23 protein-coding genes and 1 riboswitch are annotated in these 23,879 nt (G+C 73.3%); of the genes, 4 read left to right on the forward strand and 19 right to left on the reverse strand.

Annotation, left to right across the window (positions count from 1 at the left end; all coding sequences use genetic code 11):
- Positions 1 to 56: 56 nt before the first annotated feature.
- The 3 genes from VTA80_RS20915 (at position 57) to VTA80_RS20925 (ending at position 3,528) form a co-directional block, all read left to right on the forward strand.
- Positions 57 to 2,168: an ABC transporter ATP-binding protein gene (locus VTA80_RS20915; protein WP_407342984.1), complete on the forward strand. Its 2,112-nt coding sequence runs from the start codon at positions 57 to 59 to the stop codon at positions 2,166 to 2,168.
- Between the two features lie 114 nt (positions 2,169 to 2,282).
- Positions 2,283 to 2,936 (forward strand): hypothetical protein, encoded by a 654-nt coding sequence (locus VTA80_RS20920; RefSeq protein ID WP_407342985.1) that lies wholly within the window; start codon positions 2,283 to 2,285, stop codon positions 2,934 to 2,936.
- 247 nt (positions 2,937 to 3,183) lie between these two features.
- A complete protein-coding gene (locus VTA80_RS20925) occupies positions 3,184 to 3,528 on the forward strand; it encodes an RNA polymerase-binding protein RbpA (RefSeq protein WP_130102953.1) in 345 nt (114 codons plus the stop codon).
- A 23-nt stretch (positions 3,529 to 3,551) separates the two neighbouring features.
- Here VTA80_RS20925 and VTA80_RS20930 read toward each other — a convergent pair whose 3' ends face one another.
- The 10 genes from VTA80_RS20930 to VTA80_RS20975 form a co-directional block, all read right to left on the reverse strand.
- On the reverse strand, positions 3,552 to 4,301 hold the full coding sequence (locus VTA80_RS20930) for a polyprenol monophosphomannose synthase (RefSeq protein ID WP_407342986.1): 750 nt from the start codon (positions 4,299 to 4,301) through the stop codon (positions 3,552 to 3,554).
- A complete protein-coding gene (gene lnt / locus VTA80_RS20935; protein ID WP_407342987.1) occupies positions 4,301 to 5,863 on the reverse strand; it encodes an apolipoprotein N-acyltransferase in 1,563 nt (520 codons plus the stop codon). The genes VTA80_RS20930 and lnt overlap by 1 nt, the downstream gene beginning before the upstream one ends.
- A gap of 473 nt (positions 5,864 to 6,336) precedes the next feature.
- Entirely contained in the window at positions 6,337 to 7,986 is a 1,650-nt protein-coding gene (locus tag VTA80_RS20940) for an amidohydrolase (RefSeq protein ID WP_407342988.1), read from the reverse strand.
- A gap of 78 nt (positions 7,987 to 8,064) precedes the next feature.
- The gene (locus VTA80_RS20945) at positions 8,065 to 10,896 is read right to left on the reverse strand and encodes a DEAD/DEAH box helicase (protein ID WP_407342989.1); all 2,832 of its coding nucleotides are present in this window, start codon (positions 10,894 to 10,896) and stop codon (positions 8,065 to 8,067) included.
- Between the two features lie 81 nt (positions 10,897 to 10,977).
- On the reverse strand, positions 10,978 to 11,892 hold the full coding sequence (locus VTA80_RS20950) for a diacylglycerol/lipid kinase family protein (RefSeq protein WP_407342990.1): 915 nt from the start codon (positions 11,890 to 11,892) through the stop codon (positions 10,978 to 10,980).
- Positions 11,889 to 12,683 (reverse strand): twin-arginine translocase subunit TatC, encoded by a 795-nt coding sequence (tatC, locus tag VTA80_RS20955; RefSeq protein WP_407342991.1) that lies wholly within the window; start codon positions 12,681 to 12,683, stop codon positions 11,889 to 11,891. Before tatC ends, VTA80_RS20950 begins: the two co-directional genes overlap by 4 nt.
- Positions 12,684 to 12,690: 7 nt before the next feature.
- Positions 12,691 to 12,990, reverse strand: coding sequence for a Sec-independent protein translocase subunit TatA (gene tatA, locus VTA80_RS20960; protein WP_407342992.1), 300 nt, complete (start codon positions 12,988 to 12,990; stop codon positions 12,691 to 12,693).
- 88 nt (positions 12,991 to 13,078) lie between these two features.
- Positions 13,079 to 13,402: a hypothetical protein gene (locus VTA80_RS20965; RefSeq protein WP_407342993.1), complete on the reverse strand. Its 324-nt coding sequence runs from the start codon at positions 13,400 to 13,402 to the stop codon at positions 13,079 to 13,081.
- Between the two features lie 9 nt (positions 13,403 to 13,411).
- Entirely contained in the window at positions 13,412 to 14,386 is a 975-nt protein-coding gene (locus VTA80_RS20970; protein ID WP_407342994.1) for a helix-turn-helix transcriptional regulator, read from the reverse strand.
- Positions 14,379 to 15,452, reverse strand: a complete 1,074-nt coding sequence (locus VTA80_RS20975) for a helix-turn-helix transcriptional regulator (protein ID WP_407342995.1) — start codon at positions 15,450 to 15,452, stop codon at positions 14,379 to 14,381. The genes VTA80_RS20970 and VTA80_RS20975 overlap by 8 nt, the downstream gene beginning before the upstream one ends.
- Positions 15,453 to 15,505: 53 nt before the next feature.
- Here VTA80_RS20975 and VTA80_RS20980 point away from each other — a divergent pair, with 53 nt between their 5' ends.
- Positions 15,506 to 16,711: a DUF3866 family protein gene (locus VTA80_RS20980; RefSeq protein ID WP_407342996.1), complete on the forward strand. Its 1,206-nt coding sequence runs from the start codon at positions 15,506 to 15,508 to the stop codon at positions 16,709 to 16,711.
- Positions 16,712 to 16,734: 23 nt separating this feature from the next.
- On the opposite strand, the gene VTA80_RS20985 is transcribed toward VTA80_RS20980, so the two are convergent.
- The 9 genes from VTA80_RS20985 to rpe form a co-directional block, all read right to left on the reverse strand.
- Positions 16,735 to 17,196, reverse strand: coding sequence for a PH domain-containing protein (locus tag VTA80_RS20985; RefSeq protein ID WP_407342997.1), 462 nt, complete (start codon positions 17,194 to 17,196; stop codon positions 16,735 to 16,737).
- A gap of 5 nt (positions 17,197 to 17,201) precedes the next feature.
- Positions 17,202 to 18,047 carry an ATP phosphoribosyltransferase gene (hisG, locus tag VTA80_RS20990; protein WP_407342998.1) on the reverse strand — a complete coding sequence of 282 codons (846 nt, stop codon included), beginning with the start codon at positions 18,045 to 18,047 and terminating at the stop codon, positions 17,202 to 17,204.
- A gap of 40 nt (positions 18,048 to 18,087) precedes the next feature.
- On the reverse strand, positions 18,088 to 18,351 hold the full coding sequence (locus VTA80_RS20995) for a phosphoribosyl-ATP diphosphatase (protein WP_407342999.1): 264 nt from the start codon (positions 18,349 to 18,351) through the stop codon (positions 18,088 to 18,090).
- A 57-nt stretch (positions 18,352 to 18,408) separates the two neighbouring features.
- Positions 18,409 to 19,107: a nicotinamide riboside transporter PnuC gene (pnuC, locus tag VTA80_RS21000; RefSeq protein ID WP_407343000.1), complete on the reverse strand. Its 699-nt coding sequence runs from the start codon at positions 19,105 to 19,107 to the stop codon at positions 18,409 to 18,411.
- Positions 19,107 to 19,574 carry a 6,7-dimethyl-8-ribityllumazine synthase gene (gene ribH / locus VTA80_RS21005; RefSeq protein ID WP_407343001.1) on the reverse strand — a complete coding sequence of 156 codons (468 nt, stop codon included), beginning with the start codon at positions 19,572 to 19,574 and terminating at the stop codon, positions 19,107 to 19,109. Before ribH ends, pnuC begins: the two co-directional genes overlap by 1 nt.
- Positions 19,571 to 20,935 (reverse strand): 3,4-dihydroxy-2-butanone-4-phosphate synthase, encoded by a 1,365-nt coding sequence (gene ribB, locus VTA80_RS21010; protein WP_407343002.1) that lies wholly within the window; start codon positions 20,933 to 20,935, stop codon positions 19,571 to 19,573. Before ribB ends, ribH begins: the two co-directional genes overlap by 4 nt.
- Positions 20,932 to 21,552: a riboflavin synthase gene (locus tag VTA80_RS21015; RefSeq protein WP_407343003.1), complete on the reverse strand. Its 621-nt coding sequence runs from the start codon at positions 21,550 to 21,552 to the stop codon at positions 20,932 to 20,934. The genes ribB and VTA80_RS21015 overlap by 4 nt, the downstream gene beginning before the upstream one ends.
- On the reverse strand, positions 21,552 to 22,670 hold the full coding sequence (gene ribD, locus VTA80_RS21020) for a bifunctional diaminohydroxyphosphoribosylaminopyrimidine deaminase/5-amino-6-(5-phosphoribosylamino)uracil reductase RibD (protein ID WP_407345834.1): 1,119 nt from the start codon (positions 22,668 to 22,670) through the stop codon (positions 21,552 to 21,554). The genes VTA80_RS21015 and ribD overlap by 1 nt, the downstream gene beginning before the upstream one ends.
- A gap of 220 nt (positions 22,671 to 22,890) precedes the next feature.
- A riboswitch (FMN riboswitch) is annotated at positions 22,891 to 23,032 on the reverse strand.
- Positions 23,033 to 23,163: 131 nt separating this feature from the next.
- On the reverse strand, positions 23,164 to 23,835 hold the full coding sequence (rpe, locus tag VTA80_RS21025; RefSeq protein ID WP_407343004.1) for a ribulose-phosphate 3-epimerase: 672 nt from the start codon (positions 23,833 to 23,835) through the stop codon (positions 23,164 to 23,166).
- Positions 23,836 to 23,879 lie beyond the last annotated feature (44 nt).

Here is a 23,879-nt window from a genome sequence, read left to right on the forward strand (position 1 = left end):
CGAAATCCGGGCCGCCGCGGCAGACAGCCGGCGCACCCGCACCGCACACTGTGGGCGTGTCAGACACGCAGCCGCGCGCGAGCACCCCCGAGGTCGCGGCCTCCCCCGCCCTGCTCCGCCGGATCGGCGCGCTGCTCATGCCCTACCGGGGACGGCTCGCGCTCGTCGCGGTGGCGATCCTGGTGGCCTCGACGCTCGGCGTCGTGACGCCCTTCCTGACCCGTCGCGTGTTCGACGACGGGCTCGGGTTCGCCACCGGCGCCGGCGTGGACCTGCCCCTGCTGCTCAAGCTCACGGCTGCCATGATCGCGATCCCGCTGCTCAGCTCCGCGATCGGCGTCGGTCAGACCTACCTCACGACCAAGGTCGGCAACCTCGCGATGGCCGACCTGCGCGGACGGCTGTTCGAGCACCTCGAACGCATGGAGCTGGCGTTCTTCACCACGACGAAGACCGGGTCGATCCAGTCGCGCCTCGCGAACGACGTCGGCGGCGTCGGCTCGGTCCTGACCACGACGGCGTCGTCCATCCTGTCCAGCTCCGTGACCGTGATCGCCTCGATCGTGGCGATGATCCTGCTCAGCTGGCAGCTGACCGTGGTGGCGCTCGCGCTCATGCCGGTGTTCATCGTGCTGCAGCGCCGGGTGGGAGCCCGCCGCCAGCGGCTCGCGCGGGCGACGCAGGAGTCGCTGTCGGACATGACGGCGATCACGCAGGAGGCGCTGAGCGTGTCGGGCGTGCTCCTCGCGAAGATCTTCAACCGGGCCGACGCGGAGGTCGGGCGCTACCGCGAGGAGAACGACCGCCTCGTGGACCTGCAGGTGCGTCAGGCGCTGGCCGGCCAGGGGTTCTTCGGTGTCGTGTCGGCCTTCATGGCCATCACCCCGGCGCTGGTGTACCTCGTGGCCGGCTACATGCTCGCGGGGTCGACGGGCACCACCGGCAGCTCGGTGCTCACCGCAGGCACCCTGGTGGCGTTCTCCACCCTGCAGGCGCGCCTGCTCATGCCGATGCTGTCGCTCATGCGCGTCGCGCTCGACGTGCAGACCTCGCTGGCCCTGTTCCGCCGCATCTTCGAGTACCTCGACCTCACCCCGGCGATCACCGACCGACCCGACGCCGTGGTGCTCGACCCCGCCACGGCGCGGGGCCGGGTCGAGCTCGACCGGGTCTGGTTCTCCTACCCCGAGCCGCCGCTGCTGCTCGCGCCCGCGCCGGTCGCCGGCGGCCACGGCGGTGGCGGCACGCGCGGGATGGGGCTGGCCTACGGGGTCGCGCCGACCGGTGCCGGCCGGGCGGGCGGCTCGACCCAGCCCGCACCGCCGCTGGTGGCGGGCGACCTCGCGCCCGACGACGCCGCCTCGGCCCCGGCCGCGCCCGCCGATGGGGGCAGCCGCCGTCGGCCCTGGGCTGTACGAGACACGTCGATCGTCATCGAGCCGGGGCAGCTCGCGGCGTTCGTCGGCCCGTCCGGGGCGGGCAAGACGACCTTGAGCTACCTCGTCCCGCGGCTGTACGAGGTGGACCGGGGCGCCATCCTGATCGACGGGTTCGACGTCCGGGACCTGACCATGGGTTCGCTCGCGGACGTCGTGGGCATGGTCACGCAGGACCCCTACCTGTTCCACGCGACGATCGCGGAGAACCTGCGGTACGCGAAGCCCGACGCCACGGACGCCGAGCTGGAGGAGGCCTGCCGCGCGGCGAACATCCACGACCGGATCGTCGCGTTCGCCGACGGGTACGCCACCACGGTGGGCGAGCGGGGCTACCGCCTGTCCGGCGGCGAGAAGCAGCGCATCGCCATCGCGCGGGTGCTGCTCAAGGACCCGCGGATCCTCATCCTGGACGAGGCGACCTCGGCCCTCGACTCGGCCTCGGAGCGGCTCGTGCAGCAGGCGCTCGCGGTCGCGATGACCCGGCGGACCACGCTGGCGATCGCGCACCGCCTGTCGACGATCCGGCACGCGGACGTGATCTTCGTGGTCGACGGCGGGCGCGTGGTCGAGCGCGGCACGCATGACGAGCTCGTGGCGGCGCCCGACGGGCTCTACGCCCGGCTGTACGCCGAGCAGTTCGGGGGTGGCCGGGTCGAGGCGCGGTTCGCCGACGGCGTGATGTTCACCGACGGCGTCGTGCTGGCCCAGCCGGGCGGCCCCGACCGCTGACCGGCTCCCGCCCCCGGTCCGCCGCCCACCCCCAGGCGGGTTCGCTCGACGGGTCGTCCCCCGACACCGGCCGCGGACAGGAGCGAGCGGGCGTCCGTCGGGAGGCTGACGGGCATGACACACATCGACGACAGCTGGGACGACGACCTCGACGGCGCCGACTCCCCCGACCACCCGCCCGCCCTCGACCGCACGTTCCCGTACGGGGACAGCTACCCGCTCTGCTCGGACCGATTCGGCAACCCGCTGTCCCACGAGAAGATCCTGCGCCGTGGCGGACTCGACGACGATCTGGACCCGTTCGACGAGTACGAGTACGAGGAAGACGAGTACGAGGACGACGACGATGATGAGCGCGTCCCGCTGCCGTGGAGCGTGCTGTGCACCGCCGAGGAGATCCATGAGCACCTCGTGGCCCTCGTGGGTCCCGAACGCGACGGCCCGCGCGCGCTGTGGGTGATCTTTTTCGACGAGGACGACCGCGCGCTCCCGCTCGTGATCCCGATTCCAGACCTGCCGACGATCGTCAACCGCGCGATGGTGGCGAACCTCGCCACGAACCTACGCACGCTCGTCGATCAGAACGCACCCGGCGGAGGCGTCGCGTTCGGCCTGGTGCGCCGCGGCGGCGGCGACCGGGGGACGTTCGAGGCCGGGTGGTCCGCGGCCCTGCACGAGGCGATGGACGCCGTCGACCTGCAGGTGAGAGCGGTCGTGGCGATCGGTCGCGATCGATCCCGCGTCCTACCGCTGCGACCCGTCGCATGAGGCGAAAGTCCTAACTGAGTCGAGCGTCACACCGGGAAAGTTTGCCAGCGCGCATCGGGTGCCGCCATCCTGAGTCCCGGGGCACGGACGCGGGTCACACCCGCGGGATGCCCTGAGAACTCGGCCAAGAGAGCCACCTCAACCGACGTTCACGGGACCTTCACCTTGTCGTGGAACACGGGCGGGGTCGTATGCGTTGAACACGACGGTAGAACATCAGGCGAATTACGGCACCACGGAGGTACAGATGGCGAACCGATCTTTGCGCGGAATGCGCATCGGTTCCAACAGCCTGGAGACGGAAGAGGGCGTGGAATTCGCTCCCCGGCTGCAGGCCCACTATGACTGCCCGAACGGGCACACCATCATCCTGCCCTTCTCGACCGAGGCCGACGTGCCTCTGGTCTGGGAGTGCCGGTGTGGCGAGGAGGCGTTGCTCCGCGACGCCACCCGGCCGGAACCGAAGAACGGCAAGAAGCCGCGCACGCACTGGGACATGCTCCTCGAGCGACGCACGGTCAAGGAGCTCGAAGAGCTTCTCGAGGAGCGGCTCGACCTGCTCCGCGCCGGCAAGCTGCGCCGGAGCGCCTGACCGCACGCCTCACCGCGGTTGATCTACCTCGTACGACCGAACAGCCGGCGCACCGCGCCGGCTGTTCGGCGTGCATGGTGCGCCGCGCCCCAGACGGTCACGCGGGTGAGCGCCTCGATCACGATCTCGCGGCTCATCTTCGAGGTCCCCTGCTCACGCTCGACGAAGGTGATCGGCACCTCGACCACCCGACCGCCGGCGTCGAGCACGCGCCGGGCCATGTCGACCTGGAAGCAGTACCCCTGCGAGGCGATCTCGTCGAGGTCCAGGTCCGCGAGGACCGACGCGCGGTAGGCCCGGAAGCCCCCGGTGGCGTCGTGCAAGGGCAGGCCGAGCATGATCCGGGTGTAGGTGTTCCCGCCGCGCGAGAGCAGCTGGCGGTGCCGTGGCCAGTTCACGACGCTCCCGCCGGGCACCCAGCGCGAGCCGAGCACCAGGTCCGCCGTCGTCAGGGCCGCCAGGAGCCGCGGCAGGTCTTCGGCGCGGTGCGATCCGTCGGCGTCCATCTCGACGACGACCTCGTACCCCTGCGCCAGCGCCCAGCGGAACCCCGCGATGTAGGCCTGCCCCAGGCCGAGCTTGCTCGCCCGGTGCAGCACCTGCACCGCGGGGTCGTCGATGGCGAACTTGTCCGCCAGGTCACCGGTGCCGTCCGGGCTGCCGTCATCCACGATCAGTACGTCCGCCTCGGGCACCGCCGAGCGGAGCCGGCCGAGGGTGATCGGCAGAGCCTCCAGCTCGTTGTAGGTCGGGACCACGACTACTGCGCGCATCACAAGCCTTCCGGACGGTCGAAGCGACGAACACGAGCGGCGCCGGCCATGCCGGACCCCACGATGACAAGTGCGAGCAGCACGGTCCCCCACGCGAGCCAGTCCCCGAACCGGGTCGCCGGGGTGAGCGAGGTGCGCAACGGTAGCGACGCCACGAGCTGCGCCGGGGTGAACAGGTCGGTCTGCTGACTGACGACCCCGTTCGGCGCGATGATCGCGCTGACCCCCACGGTCGAGATCTGCACCGTCGCGCGGCCGTGCTCGATGGCGCGCAGCCGCGACATCGCCAGCTGCTGGGTGGACTCGTCGGTGAATCCGAACGAGGCGTTGTTGGTCTGGACCACGATCACCTCGGCACCGGCCCGCACCGCCTCGCGCACCAGGGGGTCGTACGCGACCTCGAAGCAGATCACGTCACCGAGCGGCACGGTGCGCCCGAGCCGCGCGGACTCGAGCGGGATCACTCCCACCTTGGTGCCGGCGATCATGTCGTTGACCACGAGGTCGACCGCTGAGGAGAACGGTCGCACCCAGCGGCGCAGCGGGATGTACTCGGCGAACGGGGCCGGGTGCTGCTTGACGTAGGTCGCCACGATCCCCTCGCCCGGGACCCACAGCACGGCCGTGTTGTAGCGCCCGCCCGAGGGCGGGTACTGGACCGTCCCCACGAGCATCGGGGCGTCCACGGCGCGTGCGGCCGCGTCGATCTCGGCGGCAGCGGCGTCGTCGACCTGGGGGTCGACGTCGGTCCCGTTCTCGGGCCACAGCACGACGTCCAGCTCGCCGGGCTCCACCTGGTCGAGGAGCGCCTTCGTGCCTTGGGCGTGCAGGTGGAGCACCTCCCTGGCCTGGGAGAACGCATCCGCACCGGGAGTGGGCACGTTGCCCTGGACGGCGCCGACGCGAAGCTGCCCGTCCTGGGCCTGCGTGTCGAGCGGGACGATCAGCCCCGCGAGCACGAGCAGCACCGCGAGGCTCACCGCCACCCCCGTGCGCACCACCGACAGGCGCCGCGCCGCGAGCAGGCCGACCGCCAGGAGCGCGCCGACCGCGACGACGGCGGCCGACACGAGTGGGGCACCACCGAGCCAGGCGAGCCGCGCGAGCGGCGAGTCCGCCTGGGAGAAGGCCAGCCGGCCCCAGGGGAACCCGCCGAACGGCGCGATCGACCGGAGCTCCTCGACCGCGACCCAGAGCACCACGAACGCCGTCACCTGGAGGCCCGCGCTGCGCCAGATGGACGTGCCGCGGCGAGCCCACGTCCAGAGCACCCCGAACAGGGCGATGTAGAGCGCCTCGAACACCGACAGCGCGACCCAGGGCACCCTGCCGACGACGTAGTTGGCCCAGGTGATGTGCGGGGCGAAGAAGGCCAGGCCCCAGACGAGCCCGACGAGTGCGTTCCACCGGGCGCTGTCGCGCTGCAGAGCGAGGAACAGCAGGGCCATGCCGATGAACGCCGCACCCCACCAACCGCGGTCGGGGAAGGCTGCTTCGGTGAGGAATCCGCTGCCCGCGGCAAGCACGAGGCCCCACCAACGGGTGGGCTCGAGGCGGGGCATTGAAGAAGAGTACGACAGCACCAGTCAGGGGCGGACCGACCGACCCGCGTGCCCTTCGTACCAAGCGCTCCCCCCATGGGGAGATCGCCTGTTTTCTGTTGAACACGCGGGTCCAGCCGGTGTCCGGCGATCGAGAAGGGCGAGGGTCCTGGAGGTGAACTCCGGACTACTCAACAGCTGTCGAAAGCGGAACAAGAAGTGAACCTACCGGGTCAGCAAGGGCTGTCAAGGGGACGTATGGCCAGTTCAAAAGCATCACCGCAGGTCAGCCGGACGGCGCCGGGAGCGACCTCGACGAGTCCTCGGCGTGTCGTGCGGCGTGTCGCCGCGGTGCCCGCCCGGGGGCTGTCCGGAGCACCGCCCGGACCGCCCGCTGCCCGCACCGCTCGTGACCGGTTCCACTGTCGCGTACGCACCGATTGTGGTAGAACCCGCAGGTCAGGGCCTTTCGGCGGACGTGCAGCCGCCGGTGCTCAGCCCAGCGCGTCGAAGATGACGACGCCGCCCCGCACGGTGCGCAGGCACTGCGGCGGGGCTGCGTCCGGACCCACCTCGGGCAGCAGCGGGGTACCCGCGCGCGCGTCCGTGCTCCAGGCCGAGACCCGTCCGTCGGCGGCCTGCACGACGAGGTTCTCGGCCCGCCAGAGAGCGAGGTGGGCCGGTGCCCCGAGCCGGATCTCCCCGGCGCCCGTGTGGTCGAGCCCGGCCAGGCGCCAGCCGCCCCGGGTGTGCGCGCGGAACGCCGCGCGGGCCGAGATGCGCTGGTCCGCCTCGTGCAGTGTGACGGCGGCACCGACGCCTGCCCAGGGGTCGAACGGGGTCACCGGCGAGTCGGAGCCGAAGGCCATCGGCACCCCGGCGGCGGCGAGGTCCGCGAGAGGGTTGAGCGACGCCCCGCGGCCGGCGCCGAGCCGTTCGGCGTACATCCCGCCGGGCCCGCCCCAGGCCGCGTCGAACGCGGGCTGGACGCTCAGCCGCACCCCGAGCAGCACGAGCGCCGCCAGCGTCGGGGCATCGATCATCTCGGCGTGCTCGACCCGATGCCCGCCGGAGCGGATCGCGCTCGCCCCGACCTCGTCCACCGCCAGGCGCAGGCCCGCCAGGAACTCGTCCATGGCGCGGTCGCCGATCACGTGGAAGCCTGCCTGCATCCCGGTCCCAGACACCGCGACGAGGTGGCGGGCGATCTGGTCGGCGGCGAGGTAGAGCGTGCCGCTGTGCGCGCCGGCGCCCGAAAGATCGCTGTAGGGCTGACGCAGGGCGGCGGTGTGCGAGCCCAGGGACCCGTCGACGTTGAGGTCCCCACCGATGCCGGTCAGGCCCGGCAGGGCCGCGAGCACCTCGCGGGCGTCGTCGGTGGTCGCGCACAGCTCGCCGCGGTAAGCCACGACGTGCGGGAGCCCGCCGGTGGGGTCCGACGTGAGCGCCAGCAGGGCGGTGAGCCCGGCCCGGGTGTCGATGAAGGGCGCGCTGTGCTCGTGCAGCGACGCGATCCCGCGGGACGCCGCCTCGCCGAGGGCGCGGCGGTAGAGGTCCTCCCGATGGGCGGGCTCGACCTCGCGCGCGGCCTCCCGCGCCGCGTGGTGGGCCGCACCCCGGACGCCGCCGTCGGCCGTCCAGCCCTCGAGCCCGGCCAGGCCGGCGACCGACGCGAACGACGACGACACCACCGCGGAGTGGACGTCGACGCGCGCGAGGTAGACCGGCGCACCGCCGGTGGCCGCGTCGAGCTCGAGCCGGGTCGGGGCGCGGCCCTCGGGCCAGGCACGCTCGTCCCAGCCGTGCCCGAGCAGCGGCCCGGTCGCCCCGGCCGCGCGCGCCTCGCGGGTGGCGGTGGCGAGCGCGGACAGCGCCCCGGCGAGCGAGTGGACGCCGGCGCCCACCGACAGGTCCAGGCCGACCAGCGCGAGCCCGGTCTCCAGCACGTGCGCATGCGCGTCGACGAAGGCCGGGGCGACGAGCGCGCCGTCGAGGTCGACCACCTCGTCGGCGTTCGCCGCGAGGCCCGCCGCGGTGTCGTCCGCACCGAGCCACGCGATGACGCCGTCGGTCACGAGGAGGGCCTCGGCGAACGGGTCAGCCGGGGAATGGATCACGCCGTGGCGGTACAGGGTGGAGCTCACAGTCGCTCACGATAGGCCCACCGGCTGCCCGTCCTGACCAGCCAGGACCGGCGGTGCCGCAGCGCCGCGACGCCGCGGTCAGAGGGACGAGTACGCCACCACGCCGCGACGCAGGCCCCGCACGCCCCGGTGCGCCGCCTCGCGCACCCGCGCGTCGGGTGCGGCCTGGGCGATCTGGTCGAGCAGGTCGATGATCTGCTTGCACCAGCGCACGAAGTCCCCCGCGGCAAGGTCGGTGCTCTTGAGCACGACCTCGAGGCTGCGCCCGGCGGCCCACCGGTGCACGACCTCGACCAGGCCGAGGTCCAGCGGACCGGTCGTCTCGATCTGGTGCTCGCCTTCCAGCTCCTCGAGCTCGGCCCAGATCTCGCCCGTCTCCTCGAGGGCGCGGCCGAGCTTGCCGGCTGGCCCGCCGGGGATGCGTGGCGCGCCCTCGCGGTCGTCGCGGCGCGCGGAGTACACGACCGTCGAGACCGCGGCCGCCAGCCCGGGCCCGTCGAGGTCGGCCCACACCCCGCGACGCAGGCACTCGGCCACGAGCAGGTCGTTCTCCGCGTACAGGCGCCGGAGCCACTGCCCGTCCGTCGTCACGGTCACCTGATCGTGCCCCGGTCCGTGCCCGGCGCCGTCGGTCACCGCGAGGTAGCCCAGGCGCTGCAGGACGTCGCAGATGCGGTCGAAGACCCGGGCGATCGAGCTCGTGCGGCCCTCGATCCGCGCCAGCAGCGCGGCGTGCTCGCGACGCAGGCGGTCGGCCCGCTCGGCCCACCGGGCGTGATCCTCGCGCTCCGGGCAGGCGTGGCAGGGGTGTGCGCGCACACGGCGGCGCAGCGCGGCGAGCTCGGCGTCCTGGTCCGCGGCGTGGTGGCCCTTCGGCGGCCGACGCTTCCCGCCGCGGGGGGTCGAGGCGGTCGGGAGCCAGGCGCGCAGGTCGGCGGAAAGCGCCCGGCGTGCGGCGGGGTTGCGGCCGTTGAACCCGCGCGGGACCCGCAGCGAGCCGATCGTGCGGACGCCGTCGGGCACCTCGGCGATCGAGACGCGACGCACCTGGCGGTCGTCCATGAGCAGAGTGGGCCGCGGACCCTCGACGCCGGCGTCCGTGCCCGGGTCGATCACGACGGCGTGCCCCGCCCGCCGCCCGGTGGGGATCTCGAGCACGTCGCCGATGCGCAGGCCCTGCAGGGAGCGGGCAGCGGCGTCCCGGCGCTCGCGGGACGCGTCCAGGGTCAGGCCGTGCTCGCGCTCGGAGATCGCGCGACGCAGCCCCGCATACTCGGCGAAGTCGCCCAGGTGGCACCGCATGGCCTCGTCGTAGCCCTCGAGCGCCTCGGCGTGCGCCTTGGCCTGCTTCGCCAGCCCGACGACGCCGCGGTCGGCCTGGAACTGGGCGAACGACGTCTCGAGCACCTCCCGGGCGCGCTCGCGGCCCACCTGCGCGACGAGGTTGACGGCCATGTTGTAGGTCGGGACGAAGCTCGACCTCAGCGGGTACAGGCGCTTCGACGCGAGGCCCGCCAGCGCGATCGGGTCGAGCCCGGGGTGCTCGACGACGACCGCGTGACCCTCCACGTCGATCCCGCGGCGCCCCGCCCGCCCCGTGAGCTGGGTGTACTCCCCCGGGGTGATGTCGACGTGCGCGGAGCCGTCCCACTTGACCAGCTTCTCGAGCACGACCGATTTTGCCGGCATGTTGATGCCCAGCGCGAGCGTCTCGGTGGCGAAGACGACCTGGACCAGGCCCCGCGAGAACAGGTCCTCGACGGTCTCCTTGAAGATCGGCAGCATCCCGGCATGGTGGGCGGCAAGGCCGCGTGCGAGCGCCTCCAGCCACTCGAAGTACCCGAGCACCGCGAGGTCCTCCGGCGGGAGGGTGGCGCACCGGTCGGCCACGATCTGCCGGATCTGCGCCTCCTGCGCGGGGGTCGTCAACCGCAGCCCGGCGGCGAGGCACTGGCTGACGGCGCCCTGGCACCCGGCGCGCGAGAAGATGAACACGATCGCGGGCAGCAGGCCGGCGTCGGCCAGCAGCGTGACGACGGCAAACCGCGGCGTCGGGCGAAACGACGAACGGTTCGGCCCGCCGGGCCGGTCCCCACCACTGCGGTAGCCGCCCCCGCCCCGGTACCCGCGGTCGCCGCGACCGCGTGGACCGCGGCCCACGGGACCGGAGTCGCTCGCCGCGCGGTCGCGGCGTCGCATCGCGTCGGCGAGCTCGGGGCTGATCGGCGGGTTGACCCCGGGCGCGGTCGGGTCGACGTGCCCGGCGTACAGGTCGTAGAGCTCGCCGCGGGCCAGCACGTGCTGGCCGAGCGGCACGGGCCGGTGCTCGCTGACCACGACCGCAGTGTCCCCGCGGACCATCTCGAGCCAGTCGCCGAACTCCTCGGCGTTGGACACGGTCGCCGACAGGGACACCAGCTGCACGTCGGGCGCGAGGTGGATGATGACCTCCTCCCACACCGGGCCGCGGAACCGGTCCGCGAGATAGTGCACCTCGTCCATCACCACGTACCCGAGGCCGTCGAGCGTGCGGGAGTCCGCGTACAGCATGTTGCGGAGCACCTCGGTGGTCATGACCACGATCGGCGCCTCGCCGTTGACCGTGGTGTCCCCGGTGAGCAGCCCGACCCGGTCCGGACCGTAGCGGCGCACGAGGTCGCCATACTTCTGGTTCGACAGCGCCTTGATGGGGGTCGTGTAGAACGCCTTGCGGCCGCTGGCCAGCGCGAGGTGCACGGCGAACTCGCCGACGACCGTCTTGCCCGCTCCCGTCGGTGCCGCCACCAGCACCCCACGGCCGGCCTCCAGGGCCTCGCAGCCGGCCACCTGGAAGTCGTCGAGCGTGAAGTCCAGCAGCGCACGGAAGATCTCGAGCTCGGTCGGCCCCGAGGGCTCAGTTTCTGCGGACACATCGGTCAGCCTAGGCATCCCAGCCCCCAGGTGGGTCCATGCCCGCCCCCGCTCCGAGCCGCGGGCGCGGTTCGGCACCGATCAGGCGAGGACGGCCAGCGCGCCGGGGTGGACCTCGGCCCGGAGCGGGAGCGGGCCGAGCCGCTCGCCGTCGGCGAATGCCGCCGGCGGCACGGTCCCCAGCCGGAGGTCCGCCTCGATGAGCACCGTGCGGGACCGGAACACCTGGACGGCGGGGTGGCGCAGGTGCCGCCCGCTGTACAGCCCCGGGAAGATCTTGACGACACCGCCCTTCGTGAACGGGCCGGCCACGACGACGTCGAGCAGCCCGTCGTCCATCAGCGCGTTCGGGGCGACCCGCATGCCACCGCCAAAGACCGAGGTGTTGGCCACCGCGACCACCGTCCCGGCCGACTCCCACACGGTGTCGTCCAGCGTGAGCTTGTAGCCGTACGGCTTGAACCGGGTGAGCTCCGCGGCCACCGCGCGCACGTACCGGGCGCTGCCCCGCGGCCAGGTCATCGTGTTGGCGCGCGCGTTGACGGCGGCATCGAACCCGCACGACATCACGCCGAGGAACCACTCCCGTGCGCTGTAGTCGGGCGGCCCGGCACTGACCGCGTCGATGCGCCGCGGACCTTCGCTCAGGCCGTGCTCGATGGCACGCACGGACGCGGCGACGTCCGACTGGGGCAGGCCGAGCGAGCGGGAGACGTCGTTGCCCGTGCCGGCCGCGACGATCCCGAGCGGCAGATCGGTGTCCGCGACGACGTTGACGCCGAGATGGGACATGCCGTCCCCGCCGACGACGACGATCGCGTCGAGCCCCGCGACGGCCGCGTGCCGCGCGCGTGCCGTGGCCTCGGCCAGGCTGCCGGCCGACAGGTCCTCGATCGCATGCCCGCGCCGGCGCAGCGCCGAGAGCACCGACGCCCCGACCTCCGACCCCCTGCCCCGGCCCGCGGTCGGGTTGATGACGACTCCCAGCCGGCTCACCCCTGCGCCAGCTCCTCGGCGGCTGCACGCTTCGCGGCGCGCCGGTCGATCCGCAGCGTGACGCCGACGGCGATGAAGTAGAGCGCCGTGATCGGCAGGGCGAGCACGAGCATCGAGATCGCGTCGCCCGTGGGCGTGGCGACCGCGCCGAAGACGAACGAGAGCAGGACGGCGACCCGCCAGCCACCGAGCCACGTGCGACCGGCCACGATCCCGACCTGGGTGAGCATGACCATGATCACGGGCAGCAGGAAGCCCGCGCCGAAGGCGAGCACCATCCGCATGACGAACGTGAGGTACTCCTGCGCGGAGATGAGGTTGGTGGAGTCGGCCGGGGTGAACCCGGTCAGCACGCCCACCGCCTTGGGCAGCAGCCACCACGCGAGGAACGCGCCGGTGAGGAACAGCGGCACGGCCGCGCCGAGGAACCCGATGGTCACCAGTCGTTCGCGCCGGGTCAGGCCAGGCGTGATGAACGCCCACAGCTGGTAGACCCACCACGGGCTGGAGATCAGCACGCCGACGAACAGCGCCACCTTGAGCTGCATGTCGAACGCCGACACGACCCCGCTGAAGTTCAGCGCGATCAGTCGACCCTGCTGCTGGTTGAGCTGCACCACGGGGGCCTGCAGGATCGCGAACACCGTCGGGTAGACGATCCAGCCCACGATCGCGCCGAGGACAAGTCCGATCGCGGCGAGGCCGACGCGCTTGCGCAGCTCGACCAGGTGCGCACGAAGGGGCATCCGGCCCGCGTCGTCCTTGCGCTGCCGGGTGGGGCGGGCGTTCACTTCCGGCTCAGACCTGCTTGCGGTCGGAGGTGTCCGCGTTCGTCGGGACCTGCGTCGTCGGGAACTGCGTCGGCGGGGCTGTCGCGGGGGGCGTGTACGGCGCGGCGACAGGAGGCGCGGCAGCCGGCGGGGTGGCCACCGGAGGCGTGGCGGCCGGCGCGTCGTCGTTGATGTCCCTGACCTCGGTCTTGAGGATCTTCAGGGACTTGCCGACGCTCTTGGCCAGGTCAGGCAGTCGCTTCGCCCCGAAGAGCAGCAGAACGACCAGCAGGATCAGCAGAATCTCAGGTGCCCTCAGGTTCGGCATGACGACCTTCCTCTTCTTGGCGCTTTCGCCATCGTAACTCGCACGCTCGGGGCAATTCGTGATGCCAATCGGGTGATCCTTGCCCAACTCAGCGAGAGTACGCGCGCCATCCACGCACCGTCTGCTCTTGGCGCAACTGCCGTAGCTGCCGGCGGACCGCACGCCGGGCGCGCAGCTCGTCGCGGCGAGCGAGCGGGATCGCACGGTCGGTGAGCAGGTCGTGCGTCACCGGCTCGGTCTGGGCGGCGGCAGTGAGCTCGTCGGTCCGGGCAGCGAACGCGCTCGCGACCTCCCCGGCGCGTCCCACCTCGGCCAGGAGCGCCTTGCCTTTGCGCCACAGGTCTCGCCCGAGCAGAAACCCGCCACCGAGGGTGGCGAGCACGAGGACCGTCCAGACGGTGAACCAGAGCATCCGCACAGGCTATCTGCTGGGCGTGGCGCCGGTGGCGTAGGCGGCCAGGGCCTCACGGGCGGCGTAAGCCGCGTCGGCGGCGACCCGGGCCGGGGTGACCGCGTGCACGTCGCGGGCGACCCGGAGCAGCAGGTGGCGCAGCCAGGCCGGGTCGGCGACGCGCAGGGCGACGCGGAAGTCGCCGTCGGGCAGGTTCACGACGCTCTCGACCGGGACCTGCTCGGCGATCCAGCGGGCCCGGCTGGCGAGCTCGAGGGTGACCAGCTCGTCGTCGGGAGCCGGGGCGAACGGGGCGACGTGGGCGCTGACGCCGTGCTGCGCCGCGGGGACGGCAAGCACCTCGGCCTCGAGCACGCGGTCGACCCGGAACAGCCGCTCGTCCCCCGCCCGGTAGCACCAGGCCTGCAGGTAGGAGTGCTCGTCCTCGGTCAGGAGCCGGATCGGGTCGACCTCGCGCACGGAGGTGACGTCCGCGGCGGTCACGTACCGCAGCCGCAGCCGCCGTCCGCGCGAGACCGCGTCCGCCAGGGCGGCGAGCACCTCGGGCGCTCCCTCCCGCGCGAGCCGCACGTCCACCGCCGCGGCCGCCTCGCCGGTCGCAGCGGTGAGCTTGTCGAGCGCCGAGGAGAGCACCTGGGCGCGCCCCTCGTCCAGGCCGGGGGGCAGGACGGCGCGCATGGCCCGGAGCGCGGCGATCAACGCCACGGCCTCGCGGGTGCCCAGCCGCAGCGGGCTCGTCATCCCGCGCGACTCCACCAGGCGCACCACGCCCTCGTCGTAGGACGCGGCGTCGAAGTCGATCAGGTCATGCGGCCAGTACCCGGGCGTGCCGGTGACCCACAGCGTGTCGATGTCCTCGACCACCTGGTGCGTGCTCACCCCGAACTGGGCGGCGAGCTGCTCGAGCGGCACCCCGGCGTGCCGGTCGAGGTAGGTGATCATGCCGAGCATGCGCAGGAGCCGGTCGCTCGCCTTCTCAGCCACGGGCTTCTCCTGTCGTCGGCGCGTCCGGTAGGGGTGCGTCTGGTCGGGGTGCGTCTGGTCGAGGTGCGTCGAGCAGGGCCGCGGCACGCAGGCGACGCAGCACCTCCTCGCGCAGGTCGAGTGGCGCGAGCACCACGACGGCGTCGGCGTACCCGGCGAGCTCGTCAGCCAGGTCGGTCAGCGAGGTGAACGCCACGTGGACCACGTCGCGCTGCGCGAGCTGCGGCGCGGCGCCCGTGCCTGACCCGGACGCCTCTACGTCCGGGGCGGGGACCGCGCGCGCCCGCAGCGCGCTGGCCCGCTCCGGGCGCAGCGCGAGGGTCGCGTCGCGGACGGCGTCGGCGGCGCGCCCCGCGAGCACGGCGGCGGCGTCGAGGTCGGTCGGGATCTCGAACGACCCCGGCCCGCCGACCTTGCTCACCGTGCCCTCGAGCCGGCTGAGCCGGAACGAGCGGGCCGCGTCCCGATCCCGATCACGCCCGACGACGTACCAGCCACCTCCGCGGGCGAGCAGCCGCCACGGCTCGACGACACGCTCGGACACCTCCCCGGTGCTGGCCGCGCGGTAGGTGAACCGGACCGCCTGGCGCGCCTGGACGGCGTCGAGCAGGGGCCCGAACGCGTCCCCCGCGGCCCGGACGCGCGGGGCCAGACCAGCCACGAGGTCCGTGCCGGCCGGCGCGGCACCCACGGCGCGCAGCTTGGTCAGCGCGCGCTGGGCATCTGTGCGCAACGACTTGTCCTGCCAGAACGCCGCCGCGAGCGACAGCACGCCGAGCTCGGCCGCGGTCAGCTCGACGGCGCGCAGCGCGTACGCCTCCTGGTCGATGCGGTAGCCGATGTCGTCGCTGTGGCCGGTGCCCACGACGGTGAGGATCGGGATGCCGAGCTCACGCAGCGCGTCCTTGTCTCGCTCGAACATGCGCTCGAAGGCATCGGGGGTCGGGGCGTCGGCGTACCCGGCGACGGTGGAACGGATCTGGTCCTTCGTCAGTCGGCCGGCGGTGTTGACCAGCGCGATGACGAGGTTGAGCAGCCGCTCGGCGGGGTGCAGGTGATCGGACATCGGGCACCACGCTAGTGGCCGGAAGCGCCCACGCCTGCCGGTAGCGTGGCCGGGTGATCACGTGGCGAGCAGGCGTTGTGGTGTCCCGGGGCAAGTCGTGGACCGGGGCCGTCGAGATCCAGGTCCGGCTGGCGGCCGCGGACGGGTCCGCCCGCCCGGTCGAGACCGCTGTCCTGCCGGCCGGGACCGAGGTGCGCGCCCTGGCGTATCCCGCGCTCGTGGGCGACCCGGCGGTCGGCGACCGGGTGCTGCTGAACGTCTCGGCGCTCGCGCGCGGGCTCGGCACCGGGGGGTACGCCATGGTGATCGCCCTGCCGGACGCGCCGCCGTCCGATCCCGTGCGCGGTCCCGGGCACCTCGTCAAGGCGCGCTACACGCCGCTGCAGGCGCTCGTCCTCGGCGTCGACGAGCAGGAGTCCACGCACCACGCGATGCTGCGCGACGCGGACGACCTGGCCGGGCTGCCCGTCGTCGTCGCCGATCTGCACTCCGCCCTGCCCGCGATCATCGCCGGCGCTCGGCACGCCGCCGCGCTCGCGGGCCGACCGGCACCGAAGGTGGCCTACGTCATGACCGACGGGGGTGCGCTGCCGGCCTGGTTCTCCCGCACCATCGCGGGGCTGCGCGACGCCGGCTGGATCTCCTCGTGCCTCACGGCCGGCCAGGCCTTCGGCGGCGACCACGAGGCCGTCACCGTGCACACCGCGCTGCTCGCGGCGCGCCTGGTCGTGGGCGCCGACCTCGTCGTGGTCGCCCAGGGCCCGGGCAACCTCGGCACCGGCACGCGCTGGGGCTTCTCCGGGGTCGCCGCGGGTGAGGCGATCAACGCCGCCGGAGTGCTGGGCGGACGGCCCGTCGCCTCGCTGCGGGTGTCCGGCGCCGACCTGCGCCCGCGGCACCTCGGGATCTCCCACCACTCGCTCACGGCGTACGGCCGGGTCGCGCTCGTGGCGGCCGACGTCGTCGTGCCGGTGTTCGAGCCCGGCCCGATCGAGGGCCTGGCGGACGACGACGGCGTCGCGCCGCTGGAGAGCGGCTCGCTCGACGCGCTCGGGGCCCGCGTGCACCAGCAGGCGCTCGCCCTGGGGGCACCCGTCGGCCCGCACCGCCTCGTCCGGGTCGACGCCGGCGGGGATCTCCTCGCCGCGCTCGCGGCCTCCCCCGTGCAGCTGTCGACCATGGGTCGCGGGCTGGCCGAGGACCCGGCCGCGTTCCTCACCGCCGCTGCGGCCGGCGTGCACGCCGCGCGCCTTCTGTAGCCGAACCCGCAGGAGCGGCTCGGTCAGTTGTTTCCCGGCGTGCGGGTATGCAGAGCCACCAGGGTGGCCAGGCGGCTCGCGGCGGCCGCGGCGAAGGCGCCGTCGGCCCGCTGGATGCCCATGACGGCGAGCGTGTCGCCGTCGGCCAGGTCGAGCTGGACCCAGGGGCGGCCCTGACCGAACCGGACCGAGACGATCTCGGCCCACTCCAGCCGGCGCGAGAGCAGCAGGTTGCGCACCGAGACGCCGGTCTCATCGACCGTGACCCGCACCGTGGCCTGCCGCCAGCAGAACCACACGATCGCCCCGCCGACCAGCGCGAACCCGACCAGGTCGGGCAGCCCGTACTCGCCGGGGATCGTGAGCACCAGCACCGGCGTCGCCACCGCCACGACGAGCCCGAGGATCAGGGCGACCACGCGCGCGAGCCGCGGCCGGAACGGCGCGTGCAGCTCGCGCCGGGCCACGTCCCGCGGGGTGTCCACGGCCGTCAGAGCCGGCAGGCGTGGATCGAGGTGACGATGATGGCGCGCGCACCGACCTCGTACAGGTCGTCCATCATCCGGTTGGTCTCGTCGCGGCGGACCATGGCGCGCACCGCCGCCCACTCGCGGTTGTGCAACGGCGACACGGTCGGCGACTCCAGGCCCGGCGTGATGGCGATCGCGCGGTCGACGTGGGCGACCGGCACGTCGTAGTCCATGAGCACGTACTGCTGAGCGACGAGCACGCCCTGAAGGCGACGGGTGAGGGTCTCCAGGCCGGACGAGGGTTCGCTCGCGCGCGGCCGGATCAGCACCGCCTCGGAGACCAGGATCGGGTCGCCGAAGACCTCGAGCCCGGCGCCGCGCAGCGTCGTCCCGGTCGACACGACGTCGGCCACGACGTCGGCGATGCCGAGCTGGACGGCGGACTCCACCGCTCCGTCCAGGCGGACGACGGCGGCCGTCACCCCATGGGAGGCCAGGTGGCTGGTGACGAGCACCGGGTACGACGTCGCCAGGCGCAGCCCGTCGATCTCCGCGACGGACCCGACCTTGGACGGCGGTCCGGCGAACCGGAACGTCGACCCGCCGAAGCCCAGCGGGAGGTGCTCGACGGCGTCGGCCCCCGAGTCGAGCAGCAGGTCACGACCGGTGATGCCGGCGTCGACGGTGCCCGACCCGACATAGACCGCGATGTCGCGCGGGCGCAGGAAGAAGAACTCGACGTCGTTGTCCGGGTCCTGCAGCACGAGCTCGCGCGGGTCGCGGCGCTGGCGGTACCCGGCCTCCTTGAGCATGGTGACGGCGGGCTCGGACAGGGAGCCCTTGTTCGGGACGGCGATGCGAAACACTTCAGATCCCCACAACGTAGGACGAGCCGGATCGATCAGGTCAGAGGAACTTGTAGACGTCGTCGAGCGTGAGATCGCTCGCGATCATCATGACCTGCAGGTGGTAGAGCAGCTGCGAGATCTCCTCGGCGGTGCGGTCGCGGCCCTCGTACTCCGCGGCCATCCACACCTCGGCCGCCTCCTCGACGACCTTCTTGCCGATGGAATGCACCCCGGCGTCGAGCTCGGAGACGGTGCGGGATCCTGCGGGGCGGGTGGCGGCCTTGTCGGCCAGCTCGGCGAACAGCGACTCGAACGTTTTCACGGCCCCGAGCCTAGACGCCGGACCGGCCGGCGAGGTCGAACCGTCCAGGACCACCCGTCAGCCGACCGGAGCGGCGGCCGGTTCGGGGGCCTCGACAGGGGCTTCCGGGCCGTCAGCGCGCTGCGCCCGCAGCCACACCGTGAAGCCGTACGCGACCACGACCGCGTAGACGAGGTAGAGGACCGCGGACGGGTAGTAGCCCGCCCGGAACAGCAGGGGCACGCCGACGGCGTCCACGGCGATCCAGATCAGCCAGAACTCGGTCCAGCCGCGCGCCATGCCGTACGTCGCGAGCATGCTGCCGGTGAAGATCCACGCGTCGGCCCAGGGGCCGTAGGAGTCGAGCGCCCGGAAGAGCACGGAGAACCCGACCGTGCCCACGACGGCGACGGTGGCGATCTGGATCCAGCCGGTGCGACCGGCCCAGCGCGGGATGACGGCCGGTCCCTCTCCCCCGCTGGCCGCGCGCGTGCGGCGCCACTGCACCCACCCGTAGACCGAGACGATGATGAAGAACACCTGCCGCCCCGCCTGGCCGTAGAGGTCCACGTTCTGCGGGGTGTTGAACACCCCGCCGAGGAAGACCGTGAACAGCATCACGTTGCAGATCACGCCGACCGGCCACGCCCAGATCTGGCGCCGCATGCCCCCGATCGCGGACGCGAGCCCGAACAGGTTGCCGATGATCTCGCGCCACAGGATCGGGTGGCCCGCGATGGTGACCTGGGCGTCGAACAGCCAGCCGAGCAGGCCCATCAGATGCCCCGCAGCGCGACGACGGTCGCGATCGCGGCCTGGGCCGCCTCGGCGCCCTTGTCCTCGTGCGACTCGGGCAGGCCCGCGCGGTCGAGCGCCTGCGCCTCGTCGTCGCAGGTGAGCAGGCCGAAGCCGACCGGCACGCCGGAACGCAGCGCGACGTCGGACAGGCCCTGGGTCGCCGCGGCGCAGATGTACTCGAAGTGCGGGGTCCCGCCACGGATGACGACGCCGAGCGCGACGACGGCGTCGGCCCCGTGGTGCGCGGCGCGCGAGGCCGCGATCGGGAGCTCGAAGGACCCCGGCACGCGGATCTCCCGGACGTCCGTCACGCCGGCTGCGGTCAGCGCCCGGCGCGCGCCGGCGAGCAGCCCGTCCATCACGACCGTGTGCCAGCTCGCCGCGACGATCGTGACGCGCAGCCCGGTTCCGTCGACGTGGCTGGTGGGTGCTCCGGTACCGCTCATGCGGGGGTCTCCTGGGGGATGACGGGGGTGGTGGGCAGCTGCTCGCCGGCCGGGGGCGCGACGTCCACGGGGCGCGTACGCACGTGCCCCATCTGCGCCACCTTGGTGTGCAGGTAGATCGCGTTCTCGGGGGTCCGGCCCACCTCGAGCGGGACCATCTCGGTGACGTCCAGCCCGTGCGCGCGCAGCCCGAGCGCCTTGGCCGGGTTGTTGGTGAGCAGGCGCAGGCGCGTCACGCCCAGGTCGACGAGGATCGCCGCCGCAGCCCCGTACTCGCGGCGGTCCGCGGGCCAGCCGAGGTCGAGGTTCGCCTGCACGGTGTCCCGGCCGGCGTCCTGCAGCGCGTAGGCCTCGATCTTCGACAGCAGGCCGATGCCGCGCCCCTCGTGCCCACGCAGGTAGACGACGACGCCACCCTCGGCCGCCGCGCGCTCCATCGACGCCTCGAGCTGCGGGCCGCAGTCGCACCGCAGCGAGCCGAACGCGTCGCCGGTCAGGCACTCGGAGTGCACGCGCACGATGGGGTCGTCGCCGAGCGGGTGGGTGGACACGAGCGCGATGTGGTCGGCGCCCGTGCGCAGGTCCCGGTAGCCGTGGACGCGGAACTCGCCGTGGCGTGTGGGCAGCGCGGCATCGTTGCCGCCGTGCACGCGGGCGATCCGGGACACCGCACCGGGGTCGGTCTCGACCGCGGACGGCAGGTCGTCGTGCGCGCGGCGCCAGGCGATCAGGTCCGCGATCGTGAGCAGCACCAGGCCGGTGCGCTCGGCGACGGCGGCGACCTGCGGGAGCCGCATCATCGAGCCGTCGTCGTTCACGAGCTCGGCGATGCCCGCGACGTGCGCGAGCCCCGCGAGCCGGCACAGGTCGACGGCCGCCTCGGTGTGCCCGGCGCGGTGCAGCACGCCGCCCGGCACGGCCCGCAACGGGAGCACGTGGCCGGGGCGGATCAGGTCGACGGCGCCCGAGGCCGGATCGGCCAGGACCCGGATCGTGCGGGCCCGGTCGTGCGCCGAGATGCCGGTGGTCACCCCGCGGGAGGCGTCGACGGTGACGGTGTACGCCGTGCGGCGCGGGTCCTCGCTGCGCGGCACCATGAGCGGTAGCTCGAGCGCGTCGGCCCGCTCGGCGGTCATCGGCGCGCACAGGTAGCCCGACGAGTGCCGGATGGTCCAGGCGACCCACTCCTCGGTCGCCGAGCCCGCGGCGAAGATGACGTCGGCCTCGTTCTCCCGGTCGGGCGAGTCGGCGACCAGCACGGGACGGCCCTGGCGCAGCTCCTCGAGGGCCTCCTCGACCGTGCCGAGGTGGATGGCCTCGGGGGCCAGTCCGGTCTCCGCGGGCTCCAGCGGCGCGTTCATCGCTGCGCCACCGTTCCGGTCACGAGCAGTCGTTCGACGTACTTGGCGATGACGTCCACCTCCAGGTTGACGGGGTCTCCCACGGCGAGGGTGCCGAGCGTCGTGGCGGCGAGCGTGGTCGGGATCAGGCTGATGCCGAACTCGTCGGCGCCGACGTGCGTGACCGTGAGCGAGACGCCGCTGACGGTGATCGAGCCCTTCTCGGCGACGTACCCGGCCAGCTCGACCGGCATCGCCACGACGACGTCGTCCCAGCGCGGGCCGGGCTCGCGGCGCAGGATGTGCCCGACGCCGTCCACGTGGCCCTGGACCACGTGCCCGCCGAGGCGACCGTCGGCACGCACGGCACGCTCGAGGTTGACCGGACTGCCGGCCACGAGCGTGCCGAGGGAGGTCCGGCGCAGCGACTCGGGCATCACGTCGACCGTGAAGGTCCCCTCACCGAGGTCCGCGACGGTCAGGCACACCCCGGAGACCGCGATGGAGTCACCCAGGGCGGCGTCGGACGTGACGAGCGGGCCGTGCACCGTCAGGCGCGCGTCCCCGTCGAGCGAACCGTCGGGCGCGGCGTCGATCGCGACGACGCGACCGACCTCTTCCACGATCCCTGTGAACATCAGGACATCTCCTCGTTGACTGCCGGCAGCGGCGCGAGCGGAGCCCGCACCGGGGTGGAAACGATCAGGACGTCGGGTCCGAGCGGGACCGGCTCGCGCGGCTCGAAGCGCAGCGCCTCGCCGATCGAGCCGACGCCGAGGTCACCCACGGCGGTGCGGCCGGTCCCGAGCAGCACCGGCGCGATGTACGCGTGCACCTCGTCGACGATGCCGGCCCGCAGGAACGCGGTGGCCAGGGTGGGTCCGCCCTCGACGAGCAGGTGGCGCACCTGGCGCCGGTGCAGCGCGGCGAGCACCTCGCCGACGTCGTGCGTGCGGAGCTGGACGAGCTCCCCGCCGGGACCGCGCAGCCGCGCTCCGGCCGGGACCTCGCGATGCCCGACGACGACGCGGAGCGGCTGACGCGTGTGCAGCTCGCCGGCGGCGTTGCGGGCGGTGAGCGACGGGTCGTCGGCCAGGACGGTGCCGGTGCCGACCGCGATCGCGTCCACCTCGGCGCGCAGGCCGTGCGCGTGCTGGCGGGCGACCTGCGAGGTGATCCACCGGCTCGAGCCGTCGGCGGCGGCGATGCGACCGTCGAGGCTGGTGGCCAGCTTGAGGGTGACGAAGGGGCGCTGCCGGTGCACCGCCGACAGCCAGCGCTGCAGCAGCTCGCGGCCCTCGGCCTCACGGACCCCGAACGACACCTCGACGCCACCGGTGCGCAGGCGCTCCGCTCCCCCGGCGGCCAGGGGGTTGGGGTCGGGCACCGCGACGACGACGCGCGCGATGCCGGCGTCGAGGAGGGCCTGGGTGCACGGGCCTGTCCGCCCGGTGTGGTTGCACGGCTCCAACGTCACCACGGCGGTCGCGCCGTGGACGTCCACCCCGGCCAGACGGGCGTTGGCGAGGGCGGCGGCCTCCGCGTGGGCCGTGCCCGCGCCCTGGTGCCACCCTTCGGCGAGCACGACGAGGCCGCCGTCGGGCAGCCCACCGGCGGTCAGTTGCGAACGAGCCGGGTCGAACGGGCTCAGGAGCACGCAGCCGACGCGGGGGTTCAGGTCGAACAGGGGGCCGCGGCTCGCGAGCTCGAGCGCACGATCCATCGCGGCGAGCTCGTCGGCCACGGTGCGCGGCATCGGTTCGAAGGGGGGCACGCTGCCGGAAGCGGTGCTGAGCGTCGTCGTGCTGGACGCCTGGCTGGGCGTCGTCGGGCGCAGAGTCGGGACGCCTTGCTGTGCGGGTTCGCCTGCCATGCCACCTCCCCGTGCCTGAAGCGGCTCCGGGGACGGACGGGCGGCGCTGGGCTCGTTGGAGCCTGCGAAGCCACGGCGCGGCTGGCCGAGGCCACCCACACCGCCACGTACTTCCTCCCATCCGGACTTTCACCGTCGGTCCCGGAGTTTCACCAGGTCAACCGCGGTCGGCCTCTGACGAGGCTTCGAGCGGGTCGCGGACTATCACCGCCGGCTCGGAATTGCACCGACCCCGGAGCACGTGTGTGTTCTGCACCCGATCATGCCACAAACACCCCCCATCCCGACCGCCTCCCTGCCCGGCGCGGTTCTGGTCGGGATCTGCGACCCTCGCTCACCGAGTCGGACCACCACCGCGCCGCGGGCTGGGGCGGGGTTACGCGTGGGTGTGTTTGGTGGCGTCGGCGAGCGCGCGGAGGGCCTCGATCTCGGCAGGGATGTTGTCCGCGCCGTAGACGGCCGAGCCCGCGACGAACACGTTCGCGCCGGCGTCGGCGATCCGTTCGATCGTGCTGCGCGAGACGCCGCCGTCGACCTGGACCCACACGTCGAGGTCCGCCGCCCTGATCGCGGCGCGCGCCCGGCGGATCTTCGGCAGGGTGCCCTCGATGAACGACTGCGCCCCGAACCCGGGCTCGACCGTCATCACGAGGAGCATGTCGATCTCGGCGAGCAGGTCGAGGAACGGTTCGACCGGGGTGGCCGGCTTGAGCGCGAGGCCGGCGCGCGCACCGAGCCGCCGGAGCTCGCGCGCCAACCGCACAGGCGCCTGAACCGCCTCGGCGTGGAACGTGACCGAGGCGGCGCCCGCCTCGGCGAAGCCGGGCGCCCAGCGGTCCGGGTCCTCGATCATCAGGTGGACGTCGATCGGCACGGGCGAGACCTGGACCAACCGCTCGACGAGCGGCAGGCCGAGGGTCAGGTTCGGCACGAAGTGGTTGTCCATGACATCGACGTGCGCGTAGTCCGCGCTCGCGATCTTGGCCAGGTCGCGCTCGAGGTTCGCGAAGTCGGCGGAGAGGATGCTCGGGTTGATCAGTGCGGCCATGTGGTCACCGTACTGGGACTCGAACCGCCCACCGTCCGCGCGGA

Source organism: Pengzhenrongella phosphoraccumulans (assembly GCF_045689905.1).
GTDB lineage: Bacteria > Actinomycetota > Actinomycetes > Actinomycetales > Cellulomonadaceae > Pengzhenrongella > Pengzhenrongella phosphoraccumulans.

Bases quoted from the DNA above. Each gene is read 5' to 3' on its own strand.
- VTA80_RS20965 (WP_407342993.1), bottom strand. From the start codon at position 13,402: ATGCTCTGGTTCACCGTCTGGACGGTCCTCGTGCTCGCCACCCTCGGT.
- ribH (WP_407343001.1), bottom strand. From the start codon at position 19,574: ATGAGCGGTACCGGAGCACCCACCAGCCACGTCGACGGAACCGGGCTG.
- pnuC (WP_407343000.1), bottom strand. From the start codon at position 19,107: ATGGGCCTGCTCGGCTGGCTGTTCGACGCCCAGGTCACCATCGCGGGC.
- rpe (WP_407343004.1), bottom strand. From the start codon at position 23,835: ATGGCCGCACTGATCAACCCGAGCATCCTCTCCGCCGACTTCGCGAAC.
- tatA (WP_407342992.1), bottom strand. From the start codon at position 12,990: ATGCCGAACCTGAGGGCACCTGAGATTCTGCTGATCCTGCTGGTCGTT.
- VTA80_RS20930 (WP_407342986.1), bottom strand. From the start codon at position 4,301: ATGCGCGCAGTAGTCGTGGTCCCGACCTACAACGAGCTGGAGGCTCTG.
- VTA80_RS20925 (WP_130102953.1), top strand. From the start codon at position 3,184: ATGGCGAACCGATCTTTGCGCGGAATGCGCATCGGTTCCAACAGCCTG.
- VTA80_RS20975 (WP_407342995.1), bottom strand. From the start codon at position 15,452: ATGTCCGATCACCTGCACCCCGCCGAGCGGCTGCTCAACCTCGTCATC.
- VTA80_RS21015 (WP_407343003.1), bottom strand. From the start codon at position 21,552: ATGTTCACAGGGATCGTGGAAGAGGTCGGTCGCGTCGTCGCGATCGAC.
- ribD (WP_407345834.1), bottom strand. From the start codon at position 22,670: ATGCCGCGCACCGTGGCCGACGAGCTCGCCGCGATGGATCGTGCGCTC.
- lnt (WP_407342987.1), bottom strand. From the start codon at position 5,863: ATGCCCCGCCTCGAGCCCACCCGTTGGTGGGGCCTCGTGCTTGCCGCG.
- VTA80_RS20920 (WP_407342985.1), top strand. From the start codon at position 2,283: ATGACACACATCGACGACAGCTGGGACGACGACCTCGACGGCGCCGAC.
- ribB (WP_407343002.1), bottom strand. From the start codon at position 20,935: ATGAACGCGCCGCTGGAGCCCGCGGAGACCGGACTGGCCCCCGAGGCC.